At 56.8% G+C, this 13,696-nt stretch carries 12 protein-coding genes; 6 read left to right on the top strand and 6 right to left on the bottom strand.

Going from position 1 to position 13,696, the window contains the following annotated elements; translation table 11 throughout:
* Nucleotides 1-103 precede the first annotated feature (103 nt).
* A complete protein-coding gene (locus OH720_RS15985; RefSeq protein ID WP_272601936.1) occupies nucleotides 104-1,000 on the top strand; it encodes a LysR family transcriptional regulator in 897 nt (298 codons plus the stop codon).
* 38 nt (nucleotides 1,001-1,038) lie between these two features.
* A complete protein-coding gene (locus OH720_RS15980; RefSeq protein ID WP_272601935.1) occupies nucleotides 1,039-1,362 on the top strand; it encodes a DUF190 domain-containing protein in 324 nt (107 codons plus the stop codon).
* 280 nt (nucleotides 1,363-1,642) lie between these two features.
* On the opposite strand, the gene OH720_RS15975 is transcribed toward OH720_RS15980, so the two are convergent.
* The 3 genes from OH720_RS15975 to OH720_RS15965 all read right to left on the bottom strand — a co-directional run bounded on the left by OH720_RS15975 (nucleotide 1,643) and on the right by OH720_RS15965 (nucleotide 4,859).
* Entirely contained in the window at nucleotides 1,643-1,870 is a 228-nt protein-coding gene (locus OH720_RS15975; protein WP_272601934.1) for an AbrB/MazE/SpoVT family DNA-binding domain-containing protein, read from the bottom strand.
* 79 nt (nucleotides 1,871-1,949) lie between these two features.
* Entirely contained in the window at nucleotides 1,950-2,924 is a 975-nt protein-coding gene (locus OH720_RS15970) for an endonuclease (RefSeq protein ID WP_272601933.1), read from the bottom strand.
* A gap of 111 nt (nucleotides 2,925-3,035) precedes the next feature.
* On the bottom strand, nucleotides 3,036-4,859 hold the full coding sequence (locus OH720_RS15965; RefSeq protein WP_272601932.1) for an NAD(P)/FAD-dependent oxidoreductase: 1,824 nt from the start codon (nucleotides 4,857-4,859) through the stop codon (nucleotides 3,036-3,038).
* 244 nt (nucleotides 4,860-5,103) lie between these two features.
* On the opposite strand from OH720_RS15965, the gene OH720_RS15960 reads away from it, so the two are divergent.
* The 4 genes from OH720_RS15960 to OH720_RS15945 all read left to right on the top strand — a co-directional run bounded on the left by OH720_RS15960 (nucleotide 5,104) and on the right by OH720_RS15945 (nucleotide 9,459).
* The gene (locus OH720_RS15960; RefSeq protein ID WP_272601931.1) at nucleotides 5,104-6,993 is read left to right on the top strand and encodes a sigma-54-dependent Fis family transcriptional regulator; all 1,890 of its coding nucleotides are present in this window, start codon (nucleotides 5,104-5,106) and stop codon (nucleotides 6,991-6,993) included.
* Nucleotides 6,994-7,212: 219 nt separating this feature from the next.
* Nucleotides 7,213-7,827, top strand: coding sequence for a dTMP kinase (locus OH720_RS15955; protein ID WP_272601930.1), 615 nt, complete (start codon nucleotides 7,213-7,215; stop codon nucleotides 7,825-7,827).
* 480 nt (nucleotides 7,828-8,307) lie between these two features.
* On the top strand, nucleotides 8,308-8,796 hold the full coding sequence (locus OH720_RS15950; protein WP_272601929.1) for an RICIN domain-containing protein: 489 nt from the start codon (nucleotides 8,308-8,310) through the stop codon (nucleotides 8,794-8,796).
* A 69-nt stretch (nucleotides 8,797-8,865) separates the two neighbouring features.
* On the top strand, nucleotides 8,866-9,459 hold the full coding sequence (locus OH720_RS15945) for a hypothetical protein (RefSeq protein WP_272601928.1): 594 nt from the start codon (nucleotides 8,866-8,868) through the stop codon (nucleotides 9,457-9,459).
* Nucleotides 9,460-9,473: 14 nt separating this feature from the next.
* On the opposite strand, the gene OH720_RS15940 is transcribed toward OH720_RS15945, so the two are convergent.
* From OH720_RS15940 to OH720_RS15930, 3 genes are all read right to left on the bottom strand, one after another.
* The gene (locus tag OH720_RS15940) at nucleotides 9,474-9,980 is read right to left on the bottom strand and encodes a hypothetical protein (RefSeq protein WP_272601927.1); all 507 of its coding nucleotides are present in this window, start codon (nucleotides 9,978-9,980) and stop codon (nucleotides 9,474-9,476) included.
* 155 nt (nucleotides 9,981-10,135) lie between these two features.
* The gene (locus tag OH720_RS15935) at nucleotides 10,136-11,737 is read right to left on the bottom strand and encodes a phospholipase effector Tle1 domain-containing protein (RefSeq protein ID WP_272601926.1); all 1,602 of its coding nucleotides are present in this window, start codon (nucleotides 11,735-11,737) and stop codon (nucleotides 10,136-10,138) included.
* A 50-nt stretch (nucleotides 11,738-11,787) separates the two neighbouring features.
* The gene (locus OH720_RS15930) at nucleotides 11,788-13,623 is read right to left on the bottom strand and encodes a patatin-like phospholipase family protein (RefSeq protein WP_272601925.1); all 1,836 of its coding nucleotides are present in this window, start codon (nucleotides 13,621-13,623) and stop codon (nucleotides 11,788-11,790) included.
* Nucleotides 13,624-13,696 lie beyond the last annotated feature (73 nt).

Raw genomic sequence — 13,696 nt, 5'->3', positions numbered from 1 at the left:
AGAGTCATGCAGGCGATATCAGATACATCAAAAAGTGATGGCTCAAGCCCTGTGTGTGGTTTATGTTTCGACCTCTGGAACCGGGGCGACGAGGACGAGGCGGATGAACCTCAAACAACTGCAAAGCGTGCTGCTGATGGAGGAACTCGGGTCTATTTCCCGAACTGCGGTGGCGCTAGGCACCGCCCAGTCGCTGGTCAGTCGCCAACTGGCGCAATTGGAGGGCGAGTGGGGCGACCAGTTATTCGTGCGCACCGGGCGAGGCCTGGTGCTGTCGGACTTCGGGCGACTGGTGCTGCCAGAAATCTGTTTGCTGCTCGCCCAGGCCGAGCGCCTGGAAACCTTGGTCAGGGAGTCCTCGGGCGTGCCGGCGGGAACTGTGCACATCGGCGTCCTGCCGTCGATGTCGCGCAAGTTGCTGCCGTTGCTTTTCACCGAGTTGCAAACCCATGCTCCAGGGGTGCGCCTGCATGTGGTGGAGGGGTTCAGCGGTGACCTGGATGAACAACTGGCGGCCGGTTCCCTGGATCTGATTGTCGTGAACCGGTATGGCATATCGACCGCCCGTGACGAAGAGACATTGGGTGTCGTTGATACCTACTTGGTGGGCAAGGCCGGAAGCCTCGCTGGAAATGGGGTGCCGATTGCGTTCACCGCATTGTCGGGTTTCCCGTTGATTTTACCCTCGCGGCCGAATGGCTTGCGCACAACACTCGATCAACTGGCGCGTAAACATCAGGTCGCTCTGAACGTGGCGATCGAGGTCGACACCTTGAATGCAATGAAGGATGTCGCGGCTGTCGGGGGAGCGTTCACGATCCTGCCGTTTTTGGCAGTACAGGATGATGTCGAACGCGGCTTGCTGGATGCGGTGATGATCGACAAGCCAGAGATTAAAAGAACGATTGCCCTGGCATTCACTCACCAGCATCCGTTGTCCAAGGCGGCCAGGGTCGTGGGCGGACATGTTCGGGAGTTGTGCCAATCGCTGCTTTGTTAGAATTGCTACCCATCATTGGCATGCCTTGAGGTGTCGAAATGAAAGGTTTTCTCGTGATTTTCTTTACTCAACAGAACCGTCGCTTTCAGGGAAAGATGCTGGGTCAATGGATCGTCGATGTGGCTAAGGAAATGGGTCTGCGTGGTGCGACGCTCTCTACGGCAATTGAGGGTTTTGGACACACCGGTCGATTGCACTCCTCGCATTTTTTTGAACTGGCGGATCAACCTACGGAGATACGCATGGCTATCACTGAGGACGAATCCGCAAGGTTGTTCCAGAGGCTGGAGGCTGAGGAAATCTCTGTGTTTTACATAAAGACCCCGATCGAGATGGGCTTCGTTGGCAAAAAAACGAACTAAACTGTCGTTGGTGAAGCCGACGGATACGTCCTCGCACGCAGGCGTGTCGAATACTTTCGACTTCTTTTGCCCCAACGAATGGATTTGGTCGCACCCTGTCGAACAGGGCTCCGTGATCTCACACAGGGCCGATCAAACGCACTGGGAACCAGAGAAATGCTTGACTGCTGCCCGTACGACCTACGAGCTGCTATTGAGTTACCGAGAGCCTATGCGGCTCGCAAAGCCGGCCAGGAATTGGGTGAGAAGCCTCATTTTTCACTAATTTAGGGGCGCTTCCTTATTTGTCCTCGGCGCTGACCTGCTGTTCGCTACCCCAGGCTTCAGTGAGCTCGTCTATTCGATCTGCGATATGTGCCTTTTTTGACAGGACCAGGCATCGCGTGTTGCCGATAAATTCTTCAATCAGGTAAACAGCGTCGCCGACATCCAGCTCCAGCTCCTGCAACGCTTCATCGGGAATCCGGATCGCACCGTCACCATCCCATTCTTCGATGATGATTTTCATAGGGGGCTTTCTCACATGGGGTCTCCTTATTTCAGGTGTCGGCCCCGGTTTCGCGAGGCCGACTTTCAACAGGCAGCAACTACTTGCAGTTGCCTGCCTTTCGATATCCTGCAGCCTGGGCCTCGGATTCCGAGGTGAAGGATATCTGGTTTTTTTCAGACACCTGACCATACCCAGGGCACCCCGTCGAGAGGTGGTAGACCTGACTTTTCCGGTTACCCACGATCGAACCCACTCCGGCTGCGCTCGCTGCGCTCGCAAGGGTTTGCTGGACGGGTGCCCGTGGAGGGTTGACTGGAACGGCGCTCACCACCCCCTCACCAACGGCCTTGTATCCTTGCGACCAATGACGCTCACCCGTTACAAACGGATTGGAGTGTCCCATGATTGCGGCAATGCGACGATCGCGCTCTTTTTCCCAGGACGAAACCGGGTACTGCTTATCCCAGGCCATCAGTAGCTGTTGCTGCTGACGTGACATGCTCAATTTGTATCGATCGAACATGTAGAAGGTTGTTCTGGCGACCAGCCCCTTGACCTCGTCGCGCGGCTCCGCAGCACGTTGGTCGAAATCAACCCGCGTCTTGCATTGCCCATACTGCGGAGCTATTCCGGAGGCCATGCCGTAGTTGAAATTGCTGCGGTCGCCGTTCACCTCTCCAACAGAGGGGTAGAGGTTGAACAGGTCTGCCTCCATGGCTCGAAACACAGGATCATCGTCCACACAGTGCTCGCGCCCCCCGTTCTTCCAGCATTGGCGTTGGTTACCGAACGTCCAGGCTGGAACGATGTGTTCCCACTCGGTCCGTTCCGCGCGATTCTCTTGTTTCCTGGCCTTGAGACCGCATGACTCGGCATCGATACGGCCACCGGACTTACCTACCCACGTCCATTTGCAGCCGCAATACAGCTCGCCCATGGGGCTGTTCGCCTGGTCGAGGTAGATTTTCTGCTTTGCGATGACCTTGGCTTCGGAAAAGGTCGATGGAGGGCTTGAAAAGGCGGGGGTAATGACCGAGAAGGACAGCGCTACTATGGCAAGCAGTTTTTTCATTGGACAGCTTAAGCAGTTGAAAGGAAACGCATTATACGCACGACTCGATGGCGTTCGATGAAGAACGAGAGGGCCAGGATGGCGCCCAACCACGGCTGGGCGCCATTTCACTCAGCCTGTGTGATGACTCTTGGCAAGGCCGTAGACGGATGTGTTGATGCCTTCGAAGCGCGCTTTCAACTGCAACGCCAGATACAGCGAATAATGCCGTGACTGGTGCAGGTTGCCACCGTGGAACCAGAGGTTTTCCTGCTGGGTTGGCTTCCACATGTTGCGCAGTTCGCCCTCGTAGGGGCCAGGGTCATTGGTGGTTCCAGAACCCAGGCCCCAGCAGCGGCCGACCTTGTCAGCGACTTCCTGGGAAATCAGCTTCGCCGCCCAACCGTTCATTGAGCCATAGCCCGTGGCGTAGACGATCAGGTCTGCCGGCAGTCGGCTGCCATCGTTGAGTACGACGGCATCCGCTTCGATGCGTTCGACACCCAGGCCGGGCGCGCTCTTGAGCTTGATCGTGCCATTGGCGATCAGTTCTGAGGCGCCGACGTCGATGTAGTAACCCGAACCACGGCGTACGTACTTCATGAACAGGCCAGACTCGTCGTCACCGAAGTCGAGCATGAAGCCGGCCTTGGCCAATCGCTCGTAGAAGTCCTTGTCACGCTCCTTGATCGCGTCAAAGACGGGTTGATGAAAGCTTGGCATGACCTTGTAGGGGATCGAGGCGAACAGCATGTCAGCCTTGTCCGTGGTCAAGCCCGTCTCCAGGGCGTCTTCAGAGTAGAGCCCGCCGAAGACCAGCTCCATCAAACTGTCGGAACGCACGATGTGGGTGCTGGAGCGTTGCACCATGGTCACCTCGGCGCCGTTCTCCACCAGGTCGGCGCAGATATCGTGAGCCGAATTGTTCGCACCGATGACCACCGCGCGCTTGCCGCTCCAGGCGTCGCCGCCGGGATGGCGGCTGGAGTGATGCTGCTGGCCTTGGAAAACCTCGGCACCTGGATAAACCGGAACATTGGGTACGCCAGACATGCCGGTGGCGAGGATCAACTGGGCAGGCTGTAAAGTCATACGCTCGCCATCGCGCTGCACGTCAACCTTCCAGGTGCCACTTTGCTCGTCAAAACTGGCGCTCACGCATTCCGTGCGCGGCCAATAATTGAGTTCCATGACTTTGCTGTACATTTCCAGCCAGTCGCCAATCTGGTCCTTTGGGGTGAAGACCGGCCAGTGATCGGGGAAGGGCAGGTAAGGCATGTGGTCGTACCAGACGGGGTCGTGCAGGCACAGAGACTTGTAGCGACCACGCCACTGATCGCCAGGCCGTTCAGCCTTGTCGACGATCAGGGTTGGCACGCCCAGTCGCTTGAGCCGCGCCGCGAGCCCCAAACCACCCTGACCACCGCCGACGATCAGGCAGTAAGGTTGGGTGGTGAAGCCTAGCGCAGCTTCTTCATCGCGACGGCGCTCCAGCCAGTTGCGTTTGTCAGCGTGGGCGTGACCATGACTGGCACCCATCGGACGACGGCGGCCACTGGGTTCCTCAAAACCCTTGAGCTCGCGCATGGTCGTCAGCAGCGTCCAGCACAGGCCCTCTTTCAGACGCACGTAGCCTTTACCCCGCGCCGCCTCGGTTTCCAGGCTGATCCAGCCTTCGAGCACACCGTTATTGAGCGTCGCCTCACCCTCCAGCTTCCATCGCCCGGGGCGAGTCTGGTCAAGGCGTGTTTCGAGCATGTCGCGGATGGCAGGCTTGCCTTCCAGGGTCACCAGGTTCCAGCTGAACAGCAGCAGGTCACGCCAGTGACACTCGTCGGCAAACAGTTCCAGCGTGCCGTCCAAATCACCTTGGGCGAGACGCTCGCCGAGGTTTTCGACCCAGGCCGCGAGTTGAGCAGTGGGCGTGTGCAGAGGTGTTTCAACAGCGATGTTCATGGGCTTCTCCCGTTCTTGTTGTTTTTGTAACAACTCGTCCTGGAGCAAGGCCCGGGCCATCTTCATGAAAGCCTCGTTGCAGAGCGGTTGGCGCAGTACTGCTCAGGCTTTGACGCGGATCCATGTCACGAATCCGGGAATGGCGGGTGACAGAGTGTCACTCCGTGCAAAAAACGCTCATTGCAGTCTTTTCATATAAGCTGCAAGCAGCCCCGTGTCCTGACCGTAACGGAGAACAAGAACAATGAAGCCGGCCTTGATCAACGCCCATGCACAGCAGGTGCTGCATGCTGTGCAGGGCACTATCGCCAGCCACAGCGCTACCGCTGACCTGGCCATCACACGATCCTGGCGCCGGTGCCTGGATCAGTATCAGCTCGATCCCGCCAGCCGCCGCGCACCTAATGTGGTTGAACAAGCACGCTTGCAGGATCACCGCGGGCCACTGGAACACATCATTGCCGTGGCGCATTGGCAGATGAGCAACCTGCACCAACAACTCGGTCGAGACGGCCACGTGGTGCTACTCACCGATGCTCGCGGTGTGGCGATCGACAGCGTGTTCAACGAATCCGAACGAGCCGAGTTCCAGCGTTCCGGGCTGTGGCTCGGCTCGGTATGGAGTGAAGATTGCGAGGGCACCAACGGTGTCGGCACCTGCCTGGTCGAGCGACAGCACGTCACCATCCGCCGTGATGAGCATTTCCGTGGCAAGCACGTCGGCCTGACCTGTTCGGCGAGCCCGATATTCGATGCGCGTGGAGAGTTGCTGGCCGTGCTCAACCTTTCTTCTGTCAGGGATGACCACAGCCTTCAGCAACACTTCCAGGCCATGGCATTGACCAACCTGTCAGCCAAGTTGATCGAGAGCTGTTTTTTCCTGGGGCAGGATCCGCAGCGATACTTGCTGCGCTTCCATCCTGAGGCGGGCTACGTTGGGCTGCAGGGTGAAGGCCTGCTCAGTTTTGACGAGAGTGCCCGTATCTGTTCAGTCAATCAGGCTGCGCTGGACCTGCTGGGTCTCAGCCGTGACCAGGTGGTGGGGCAATCCCTGACGATGCTGCTGGAAACACCTATCGACCAGGTGATGAGCCAGGCCAGCGCCCAGCCGAGCGTCTGCTGGCCCATGCGGCTGGTGGACGGACGCCTGCTCTACGGTCAGTTGCGAGAACCCGCGCACCAGCCGCCCTTGGTCATTGCCCCAACGCCCATCATCAACGACGTGCACGTGTGCCTGGAAGACCCACGCCTGCAACGCGGATTTGCTCGCGCATTGCGAGTTCTGGAGCGTGACGTTCCGGTATTTCTACAGGGCGAAACCGGTACCGGCAAAGAAGCTTTTGCGGCGGCGCTGCACCGCGCCAGCGCCAGGGCGGCCCAGCCGTTTGTGGCAATCAATTGCGCAGCCATTCCAGAGACGCTGATCGAGAGCGAGCTGTTCGGCTATCGCGGCGGCAGCTTCACCGGCGCACGCAAGGACGGGATGATCGGCAAGCTGGAACAAGCCCATGGCGGCATTCTGTTTCTTGATGAAATCGCCGATATGCCACTGGCGCTGCAGACTCGCCTGCTGCGGGTGCTGGAGGAGCGTCAAGTGGTGCCCCTAGGCGGCGCGACGGCGCGTCCCCTCGACGTACGACTTGTCAGTGCCAGCCACCAGGATCTGCACGCCTGTGTAGCCGAAGGGCGCTTTCGTGAAGATCTTTTTTATCGCATTGCCGGTTTCACCGTGCAGCTCCCGCCATTGCGCGAACGATCAGACAAGGGCCGTTTGCTCGACCTTCTGCTGCGCGAAGAATCAAAAGGCACAAGGATTCGACTGGAGGCGGGCGTCAGGGAGCGCTTGCTCAAGCATCCGTGGCCGGGCAATGTCCGGCAGTTGCGCACGTGCCTGCGCACGCTGGTAGCGTTGTCGTTGGAGGGGCGTGTCACCCTGGACGACTTGGCAGAGTTACTGCCGGCAGCGTCAGTTGCGTTGGCCGAAAATCCGCTGGGAGTATCCGAACGGCAGACGCTGCTGACGTTGATTGAGGCGGAACATTGGCATATCGCTCGTGTTGCCGCGCGCCTGGGGATCAGCCGAAATACGCTTTATCGCAAACTGCGTCATCACGGTATTTCGCGACCTGGTTGAATGCAGGATGACATCGTCGCGCTCCCTGCCTCTGTGGACTTGGACTGAGGCGATGGAGGTCGAGCAGGAGAGGGCGCTGATGCTGGAAGCAACCTTGGATCCGCGATGTTAGAGTGTTCGTCAGTTCATAAGAACCCTCTACTCGATTCGCATAGTCGCACCAAGCGGTTCCAGCGAACGAACCGGGAAAAAAACCGTATATCAATCGTTATGTGAAGAATGAATCGTGCGCTGTTTGTTTCTCTGGATGGGCCCAAGGGAGCCGGCAAAACCACACTGTTGGAGGCCGTTACGAAAGCACTGAGGGCCGACAACCAAAAGGTGATCCGACTTTGCGAGAGAAAAAGCGACCCCTTCAGGGGTGAAACAATGACTCTCGTTAACAAATTCGTCAGAAATCCCTCCCGGGATCTGGAGTTGGAGGTTTGTGAGCGCTTTGCTGATAGCCGTACCTGGATCTCCCGGCACGTGCTGACTAAACAGCCACCAGGCAGCATCATCTTGATCGATCGCTGGTACCCGTCTGATGCCGCGTTTCGCCGGATAGTCCCGTTTGCAGAGATTCTACAGTTGAACATTGATCGAAACGTGCGAGTGCCAGACCTGCATGTCGGGGTTGTCACCGCCCCTGATATTTCGTGGGCGAGGGCAGCGGCTCGACGGCGTGGGCTGAGCAGTACTGTGATCCATAAGCTGGAAGAACATGTCGCTTGTACCAAGGCGTTCGAGCGTGCGATTGCAGATCTCGACTGGGTTTTATGCCGTAATGAAGGAACGATTGAAGACGCAACGATGCAGGTGGTTTCGGAGATCTATAGAGTCCTTGATGGGTAGCCTACGATTAAAGGTCGATGTTGCTCGTCTAGACACGTGTTCAGTTGCATCCGGGCTAGCTGATTGATACCGCTGTCATTCCGGGGTTTCCTCGACGAGATTGCGAAAACACCTTGCCTTCTTTTTCGAACTCCCGCTGCACACCGGTCACCGCGTCACTCAGGCGGATCGACGGGCGACTTGCCGCGATCGCTTCGATTGCGGCGAACTGGACCACGTTGACGATGTTGCCGCCGGACAGTTCGAAGCGGGCGAGGAGGCTCGCGAGGCGATTACGGCCGTCCTGCTCCGGAAACGACTCGACTTACCTCAAATGAGAACGCCCACCTTACCGCGACCAGATACTGGACTTCTTGGGATCGCTGTCTATGCTTATAGAGGTCAATGGGCTTGTAGTCCATGTCACTTAGTAGTTAGGTGATTTGCGAAAGCCTCTGCAAAGGATTGATACTTAATCTTTAGGCTGAGAGGGTCTTTAGCATGAAGAAAATCATCTTATTTGCTTTTTGCTTTTTGACTAGTTACTCACAAGCTAATGCCTCAGAGTATTTTTTTGTTGTGGCGAAACATAGTGGTAAGTGCCTTCATCAGCATGGCGCGACTCAAGGAAACGGAGACGCCATCACGCAATGGAGCTGCGTGAACCAGCCAAACGTGAAACTGGAGAAAATACCCGCAGGCGACGGATATTTTTTCTTGAAGTTTCAGCATAGCGGAAAATGTGTTCATCAACAGGGCGCAACTCAAAGAAACGGAGATGCCATCACGCAGTGGGATTGTGTAGACCAGCCGAACGTGAAATTGAAACAGATACCAGCAAGTGACGGATATTTTTTCTTAAAGTTTCAGCATAGCGGAAAATGTGTTCACCAGCAGGGCGCAACTCAAGGAAACGGAGGTGCCATCACGCAGTGGGATTGTGTAGACCAACCGAACGTGGAGTGGAAATTTCAACCTGCACCAGGTTAAAGATACTTCGGCGTGCAACTGACAACGGGCGTAAATGTACCAAGTGGCACTAATTCGATGAGCCGAACAATGGATGAAGGAAACGAAAAAGGTTCATGGTGGAAAACCCTTCCTGGCATTCTTTCTGGAATCGCTGCTGTCATCGCTGCCCTGACGGCCTTGATAGTGACGCTTTCTCAAAATGACCTCTTGGGAGAAAGGAAGCATTCCAGTCCCACTCAGGCGACGCCGATCAGTCAGAGCACGCCTATCAGCCAAGTGCCAGACAACGAATCGGACACAAGAGATGGAGTGTTGTCACCGCCTATTTCGACTCTAACCTCAACAAAGGAGCTTTTGCAGGCGCTCCAAAAAGCAAACATACGCAATAGTGTCAGTGGCGGTGATAATACAATGCTTGAATGGCTGAGTGATTCGGATCGGCACTATTATCGATTAGCGGAAGGGTGCCTGGTGCTTGTTGGAAACAGACGCCTAGCCGAAGATGGAGTTGATTTGGATAAAATTAACTACTACTACTTAGAGTCGCTTGGCTTGAGGGGCGGGGAAATCATGCCGATTAATCACAAGATTGATGCGCAAAAGTTGGCGAAGGCAATGGTTGATGCGTACAATAACAAGAATGGCACTCATTCAAATTCATTGCCTGAAATCCTGGAGTAATCATAAAGAATGGACTATGCCCCATTCTGTTTGAACGAGCGCGCTCGTTCTGCGTTAGTTGTACGTAGGCTGGCGACGAGATGCCCATACGGGGTAACGACCGGATGACTAGTAGCCTTCCAAGAGCGTTTCTCTTTCGGCAGTACCAGCTTCTGATCTCGAAGATTTCGCAATTGCGCATGCTCTGGACTCTCACGTTCAAAGCCGGGAATAAGTTCAGCGACAGATTTTTTTCCTGCTGCAACCAAAATAGAGTCAAAGAGAGCGACCTCCTCTGGTGTTAGCTGATTTGACGTTGCTGTAATGTCATCCAGAAGCTCATGCAGAACAGTACGAGCGTACTCAGGTGTGAGCTCAGCCTCCACACCCAGTACCTTTACCTTTATTGTTTTGAATGTGACTGTTTCTGCGAGCCGTTCGAGAACGGCACAGACTGGCCTGTAGAAGAGCGCTGCAATAAGTAACGATGTGACTGGCCAGGCCAAGGGAGTTACGATATTGGCAAAATCCACCGCTAACATATGACCTCCTATGGCGCCGAACCATGGCTCGCCTGCCGACGAAACCCGGGCGATTCAGTACAAGAACGTAGCAGACGAATCAGCGGCCATGGGTGCTCCTCGCATGGCTTAACGACAAGAGCCACAGGATCACCCCTCGCGGAGCGCGCCGATGGCTAGAGTCGCTCGATTTCCAACATTACCCAGCCAGAATTATTATCGTAAAACCCTAGTTCGATCTGCACATCGTTGAAGTAGCAGAGCATCTGGCCGCTGACGGGCACGGTGAACTCACCACCGTCTTTCATTACCCAAGGGTGGTACTTGTCCACGGTGCCGATGAGGGCGAACCATTTGGCGTCATCCTTGCGCTTGCCATGGACGAGTGAGGCAGCCCTGTGGGCGACGCTGTCCCAGTCCTCGCCGTCGATACTGCGCGCGATGTACTTGAGATCGCGTAAGGGTTCGCCAACCCCGGGCACGACGTGGGCTCGGTAACGGACGCCGGCGCGCAGGAACACACCGGTCGGGTTCCAGTATTTTTCGGCGTAGATGCGCTGGGTTCGTTGCGCCGTGGTTGTACCGTGGGGAAGCTCACCGGGGTTTCGAACAAAGTACTCCACCAGCTTGGGCGGGCGGTAGGTCGGGTCCTCCTGCCAGCGGCGTAGCACGGAATCATCAATGGTTTCATTAATGGTGCACAGGGAGCCGGCCGTACCTCCAGACGTGACGATACTGCGGGGTAGCCTGCCGATATCTCGGTAATTACGCTGGTCGCCGTTTTTGATTTCGTCCCAGATGTTGAGGATCTGACCAGCGAAGGCTTTGAAACTGTCGTGAATGGGGTCGTGCCACGCGCCAGGGCGGGGCTCGATGGTGTGAGTGAACGCAAGGCCGAGCGCAGTGGCCTTCTGCATCATCCACTGCAGGGTAATATTGGGTAGATCATCGTCCTGGTAGCCGCCGCCAACATCGGAGTGCGCACCGATAAACCAGCGTTGCTCGTAGCATTCAGTGAAATCGTCGAGTGTTTGCGCTTCCTTTCCCGTCTCGGCGAAGGCGCGCCACAGGGAGGCCTCGAACATTGGGCGGTGTTCGTCAATGGCAAGGGCATGGTGGCCGTATCCCTGCGCCCGTGTGGGTCGCACGTTGTGAGCGGCGGATTTGCCGCGGTGTGCGTCTTTGTTTTGCAGGGCGTCGGCATCGATGGCGCCAACGGTGTCCCACAGGCCGGCCATACGGATCTTCACCGCACGCACGTAGACGTCATCGATGAGGCGGGCCTCCAAGCGGTCGGGATGCCAGCCGGGAGGCGCCTCCGTCGGGTGGCCCTGCCAGTAGCGCAATCGCCACATGGGGCGGATGACCTCGCTATCCTGCTGCGAAATATCTGCATAACGGTCGAAAATTTCCTTGGTGCTCCATTCCTTGAGCGTGTCCGGGCGTGCAAGTCCGCAGATGGCGATCATCTGCACGAGGCTGCGAGCGGCGAACGCGCCGCGGCTGAAGCCGAAGACGTAAATCTCCGTGTCGTCCTGATAATTCTCGACCAGCCATTCGTAGCCTTCACGAATTTTGCGGGCAACGCCCTGGCCAAAGATGCTGCCTCGGACGAGTTCGCCAACGTCGGTACCGACTCCCGTGATGTATTCCTTTTTCTGGGGAACACCATTCACGTCTTTTTCCGCGAGCAACCCATAGGTACGCCAGACGTTGGTGCGATCCTTGGGCGTGTTGTCGGTGCCATCAAAAAGCAGGATGAGACGTAAAGAAGGCATGCCTGGTCTCCTTACGAAATGCGGGAGGGGACAACATTCGATGTCTCGTATCAGACACCGCTATCGGGATAGGGAAACGCGTTGGGTTTATTCAGCTTGGGATCGACGTATGTGCGTAAAGCCGCATCCGTAACCGCGTATCCCCAATTGATCAATCGTTCCTGCAACTCCTCATCCAGCCGCTTCAGACGCGTAGCGATGCCGGCCAGCTCCTGAGTGCGCGCAGGTTTGCAACTGAGAGTGAGTGCGCGGCCCGAATAGTGATCGTACGGGGTGCCTATTCCCCAATACGTTCCCAGGCGCTTGCCGGGATCATGAGGTTTGGCTTGATAGCTCGCTATGAGCGCGTGTTTGCGAAGACTACGCACCTGATTGTCGATCAGATCCAGGACGCGATAGGCGTGGCGTGGCCAATCGTGTTTAGGCTCTTCCTCTGGTTTTATTTTGGCGCCAGCGTCGCTGACAAGCACCGTTTCGTAGCGTTTCCAAACGGTCTCCAGGCCCAGGTTGTCATAAACGCCGCCGTCGGCCAGTACGACATCAGAGGTAAAAGGTGGACGTTGCATGTCGTCGCCCGAGCCAGGTTTAAATGCGGCCGGATGAAGTTCGATGGTCAGCGGTGATAGTACTGGTGGAAAGGCTGAAGAGGCTGCGACCGCCCGGGCGATCGAAAAATCAGGATTTTCGATGCGGCCAACGCGATAGTCACCCATATAAGGTTTGGAGAAACGCCACAGCACGCCGGATTGCACGTTGGTGGCATTGATTACAAAGCGAGGGGTATCAGGCAGGGCCTGCAATGTTTCCCCGTGGAAGAGGTACTTGTCATAGGCCGCAGCGACTTTCTCCCCAATACTGCCGGGAAGCAGAATGCCGCCGATGATCGCTTCGGCGTCAAGCGTGCGTCTTGCAAGCTCACGAATGGGTCCGACCACACGGGCCTCGAAGGGCGCCCGAGCACCATCAAAAGGTAGATGCTTCCAGGCCAGTGCGAGAACCGCGCTTGTGATCGAGCCGCCCGACACGCTCGAAATACGCTGCAGCCTAAAGAGCTGACCGCTTTCATAGAGGCGCCAAAGGCTTCCCACGTGAAACAGCATTGCGCGGTAACCACCGCCGGATAGACACAGTCCCGCGCCTGACTCCGGGCGACGTGCTGCAGGTTCCGGTTGCTCACTCAGTGCGACATTGACGGGCTGTACATTCCTCGTTGGTGCCTCCCCAACATCGGCATGATCCGCCATGATCTCGAACGTCGTATCGCCGTCTATTGCCATCGGCTGATTTTCCAGTGCTACAACGGCAGGATCCTGGGCATTGGTTAACTTGCCGGCGGCATCAAATTTTGCCGCCATCAGGTACTCGACCTCGGTCTTTGTATAGGCGGGATCCCAGTGTGTGTTTTCGGGTACATGGCAGTGTCCGAAATGTCCGCCTTTGGCCCAGTTCTCCGTACTGCGCAAATGACCGCCCGGATCCTTGCCGTTTTTTGCGGGCTTGGGCAGCCCCGCCGGCCAAACCAACGGGACGTCATGAATCTGCTCGAGCCAACGGCAGAGGCGGGCCAGGTTCTTCAGCGTCGCTTTGTTTTTGGGTTTACCGGCGAAACCGACAACTTCTATCTGCAGGGCTCGATCCCGGTTGGTTTGTACACCGCCTTCTGCATTGCGTAGCGAGCGCGCCGCTGTGTCGGTGTCGATATGCTGGTAAATTTTGCTGGCGTCCACCGTGAAGTGCGGGTCCGACCGGTTGGACTTGAACGCGGTAAAGGCGCCCTCTGCGCTACCACCTTCCGTCGTGTGATGGACAATTTTGAACACGCCGCCCGTGTAACTCCCGCTGGTACCGGTAATGGGGCGCTGTTCGGCAAAGGGGCATTTGGCCATGATCTATCTCTCCCGCCAGAGGGCGCCGAGTTCAACGCTCGCGATTTGCGGCGGTAAGCTGGCGGTGGCAAGA

The sequence above is a fragment of the Pseudomonas sp. WJP1 genome, assembly GCF_028471945.1.
In the GTDB taxonomy this organism is placed as follows: domain Bacteria; phylum Pseudomonadota; class Gammaproteobacteria; order Pseudomonadales; family Pseudomonadaceae; genus Aquipseudomonas.
The sequence above is the reverse complement of the archived record's forward strand: the minus strand, read 5'-3'. Positions and strand labels throughout refer to the sequence as shown.

What these genes read in the sequence shown, in the direction of transcription:
- OH720_RS15950 (WP_272601929.1), top strand. Translation starts at nt 8,308, where the DNA reads ATGAAGAAAATCATCTTATTTGCTTTTTGCTTTTTGACTAGTTACTCA.
- OH720_RS15940 (WP_272601927.1), bottom strand. Translation starts at nt 9,980, where the DNA reads ATGTTAGCGGTGGATTTTGCCAATATCGTAACTCCCTTGGCCTGGCCA.
- OH720_RS15945 (WP_272601928.1), top strand. Translation starts at nt 8,866, where the DNA reads ATGGATGAAGGAAACGAAAAAGGTTCATGGTGGAAAACCCTTCCTGGC.
- OH720_RS15965 (WP_272601932.1), bottom strand. Translation starts at nt 4,859, where the DNA reads ATGAACATCGCTGTTGAAACACCTCTGCACACGCCCACTGCTCAACTC.
- OH720_RS15975 (WP_272601934.1), bottom strand. Translation starts at nt 1,870, where the DNA reads ATGAAAATCATCATCGAAGAATGGGATGGTGACGGTGCGATCCGGATT.
- OH720_RS15935 (WP_272601926.1), bottom strand. Translation starts at nt 11,737, where the DNA reads ATGCCTTCTTTACGTCTCATCCTGCTTTTTGATGGCACCGACAACACG.
- OH720_RS15960 (WP_272601931.1), top strand. Translation starts at nt 5,104, where the DNA reads ATGAAGCCGGCCTTGATCAACGCCCATGCACAGCAGGTGCTGCATGCT.
- OH720_RS15985 (WP_272601936.1), top strand. Translation starts at nt 104, where the DNA reads ATGAACCTCAAACAACTGCAAAGCGTGCTGCTGATGGAGGAACTCGGG.
- OH720_RS15980 (WP_272601935.1), top strand. Translation starts at nt 1,039, where the DNA reads ATGAAAGGTTTTCTCGTGATTTTCTTTACTCAACAGAACCGTCGCTTT.
- OH720_RS15930 (WP_272601925.1), bottom strand. Translation starts at nt 13,623, where the DNA reads ATGGCCAAATGCCCCTTTGCCGAACAGCGCCCCATTACCGGTACCAGC.
- OH720_RS15955 (WP_272601930.1), top strand. Translation starts at nt 7,213, where the DNA reads ATGAATCGTGCGCTGTTTGTTTCTCTGGATGGGCCCAAGGGAGCCGGC.
- OH720_RS15970 (WP_272601933.1), bottom strand. Translation starts at nt 2,924, where the DNA reads ATGAAAAAACTGCTTGCCATAGTAGCGCTGTCCTTCTCGGTCATTACC.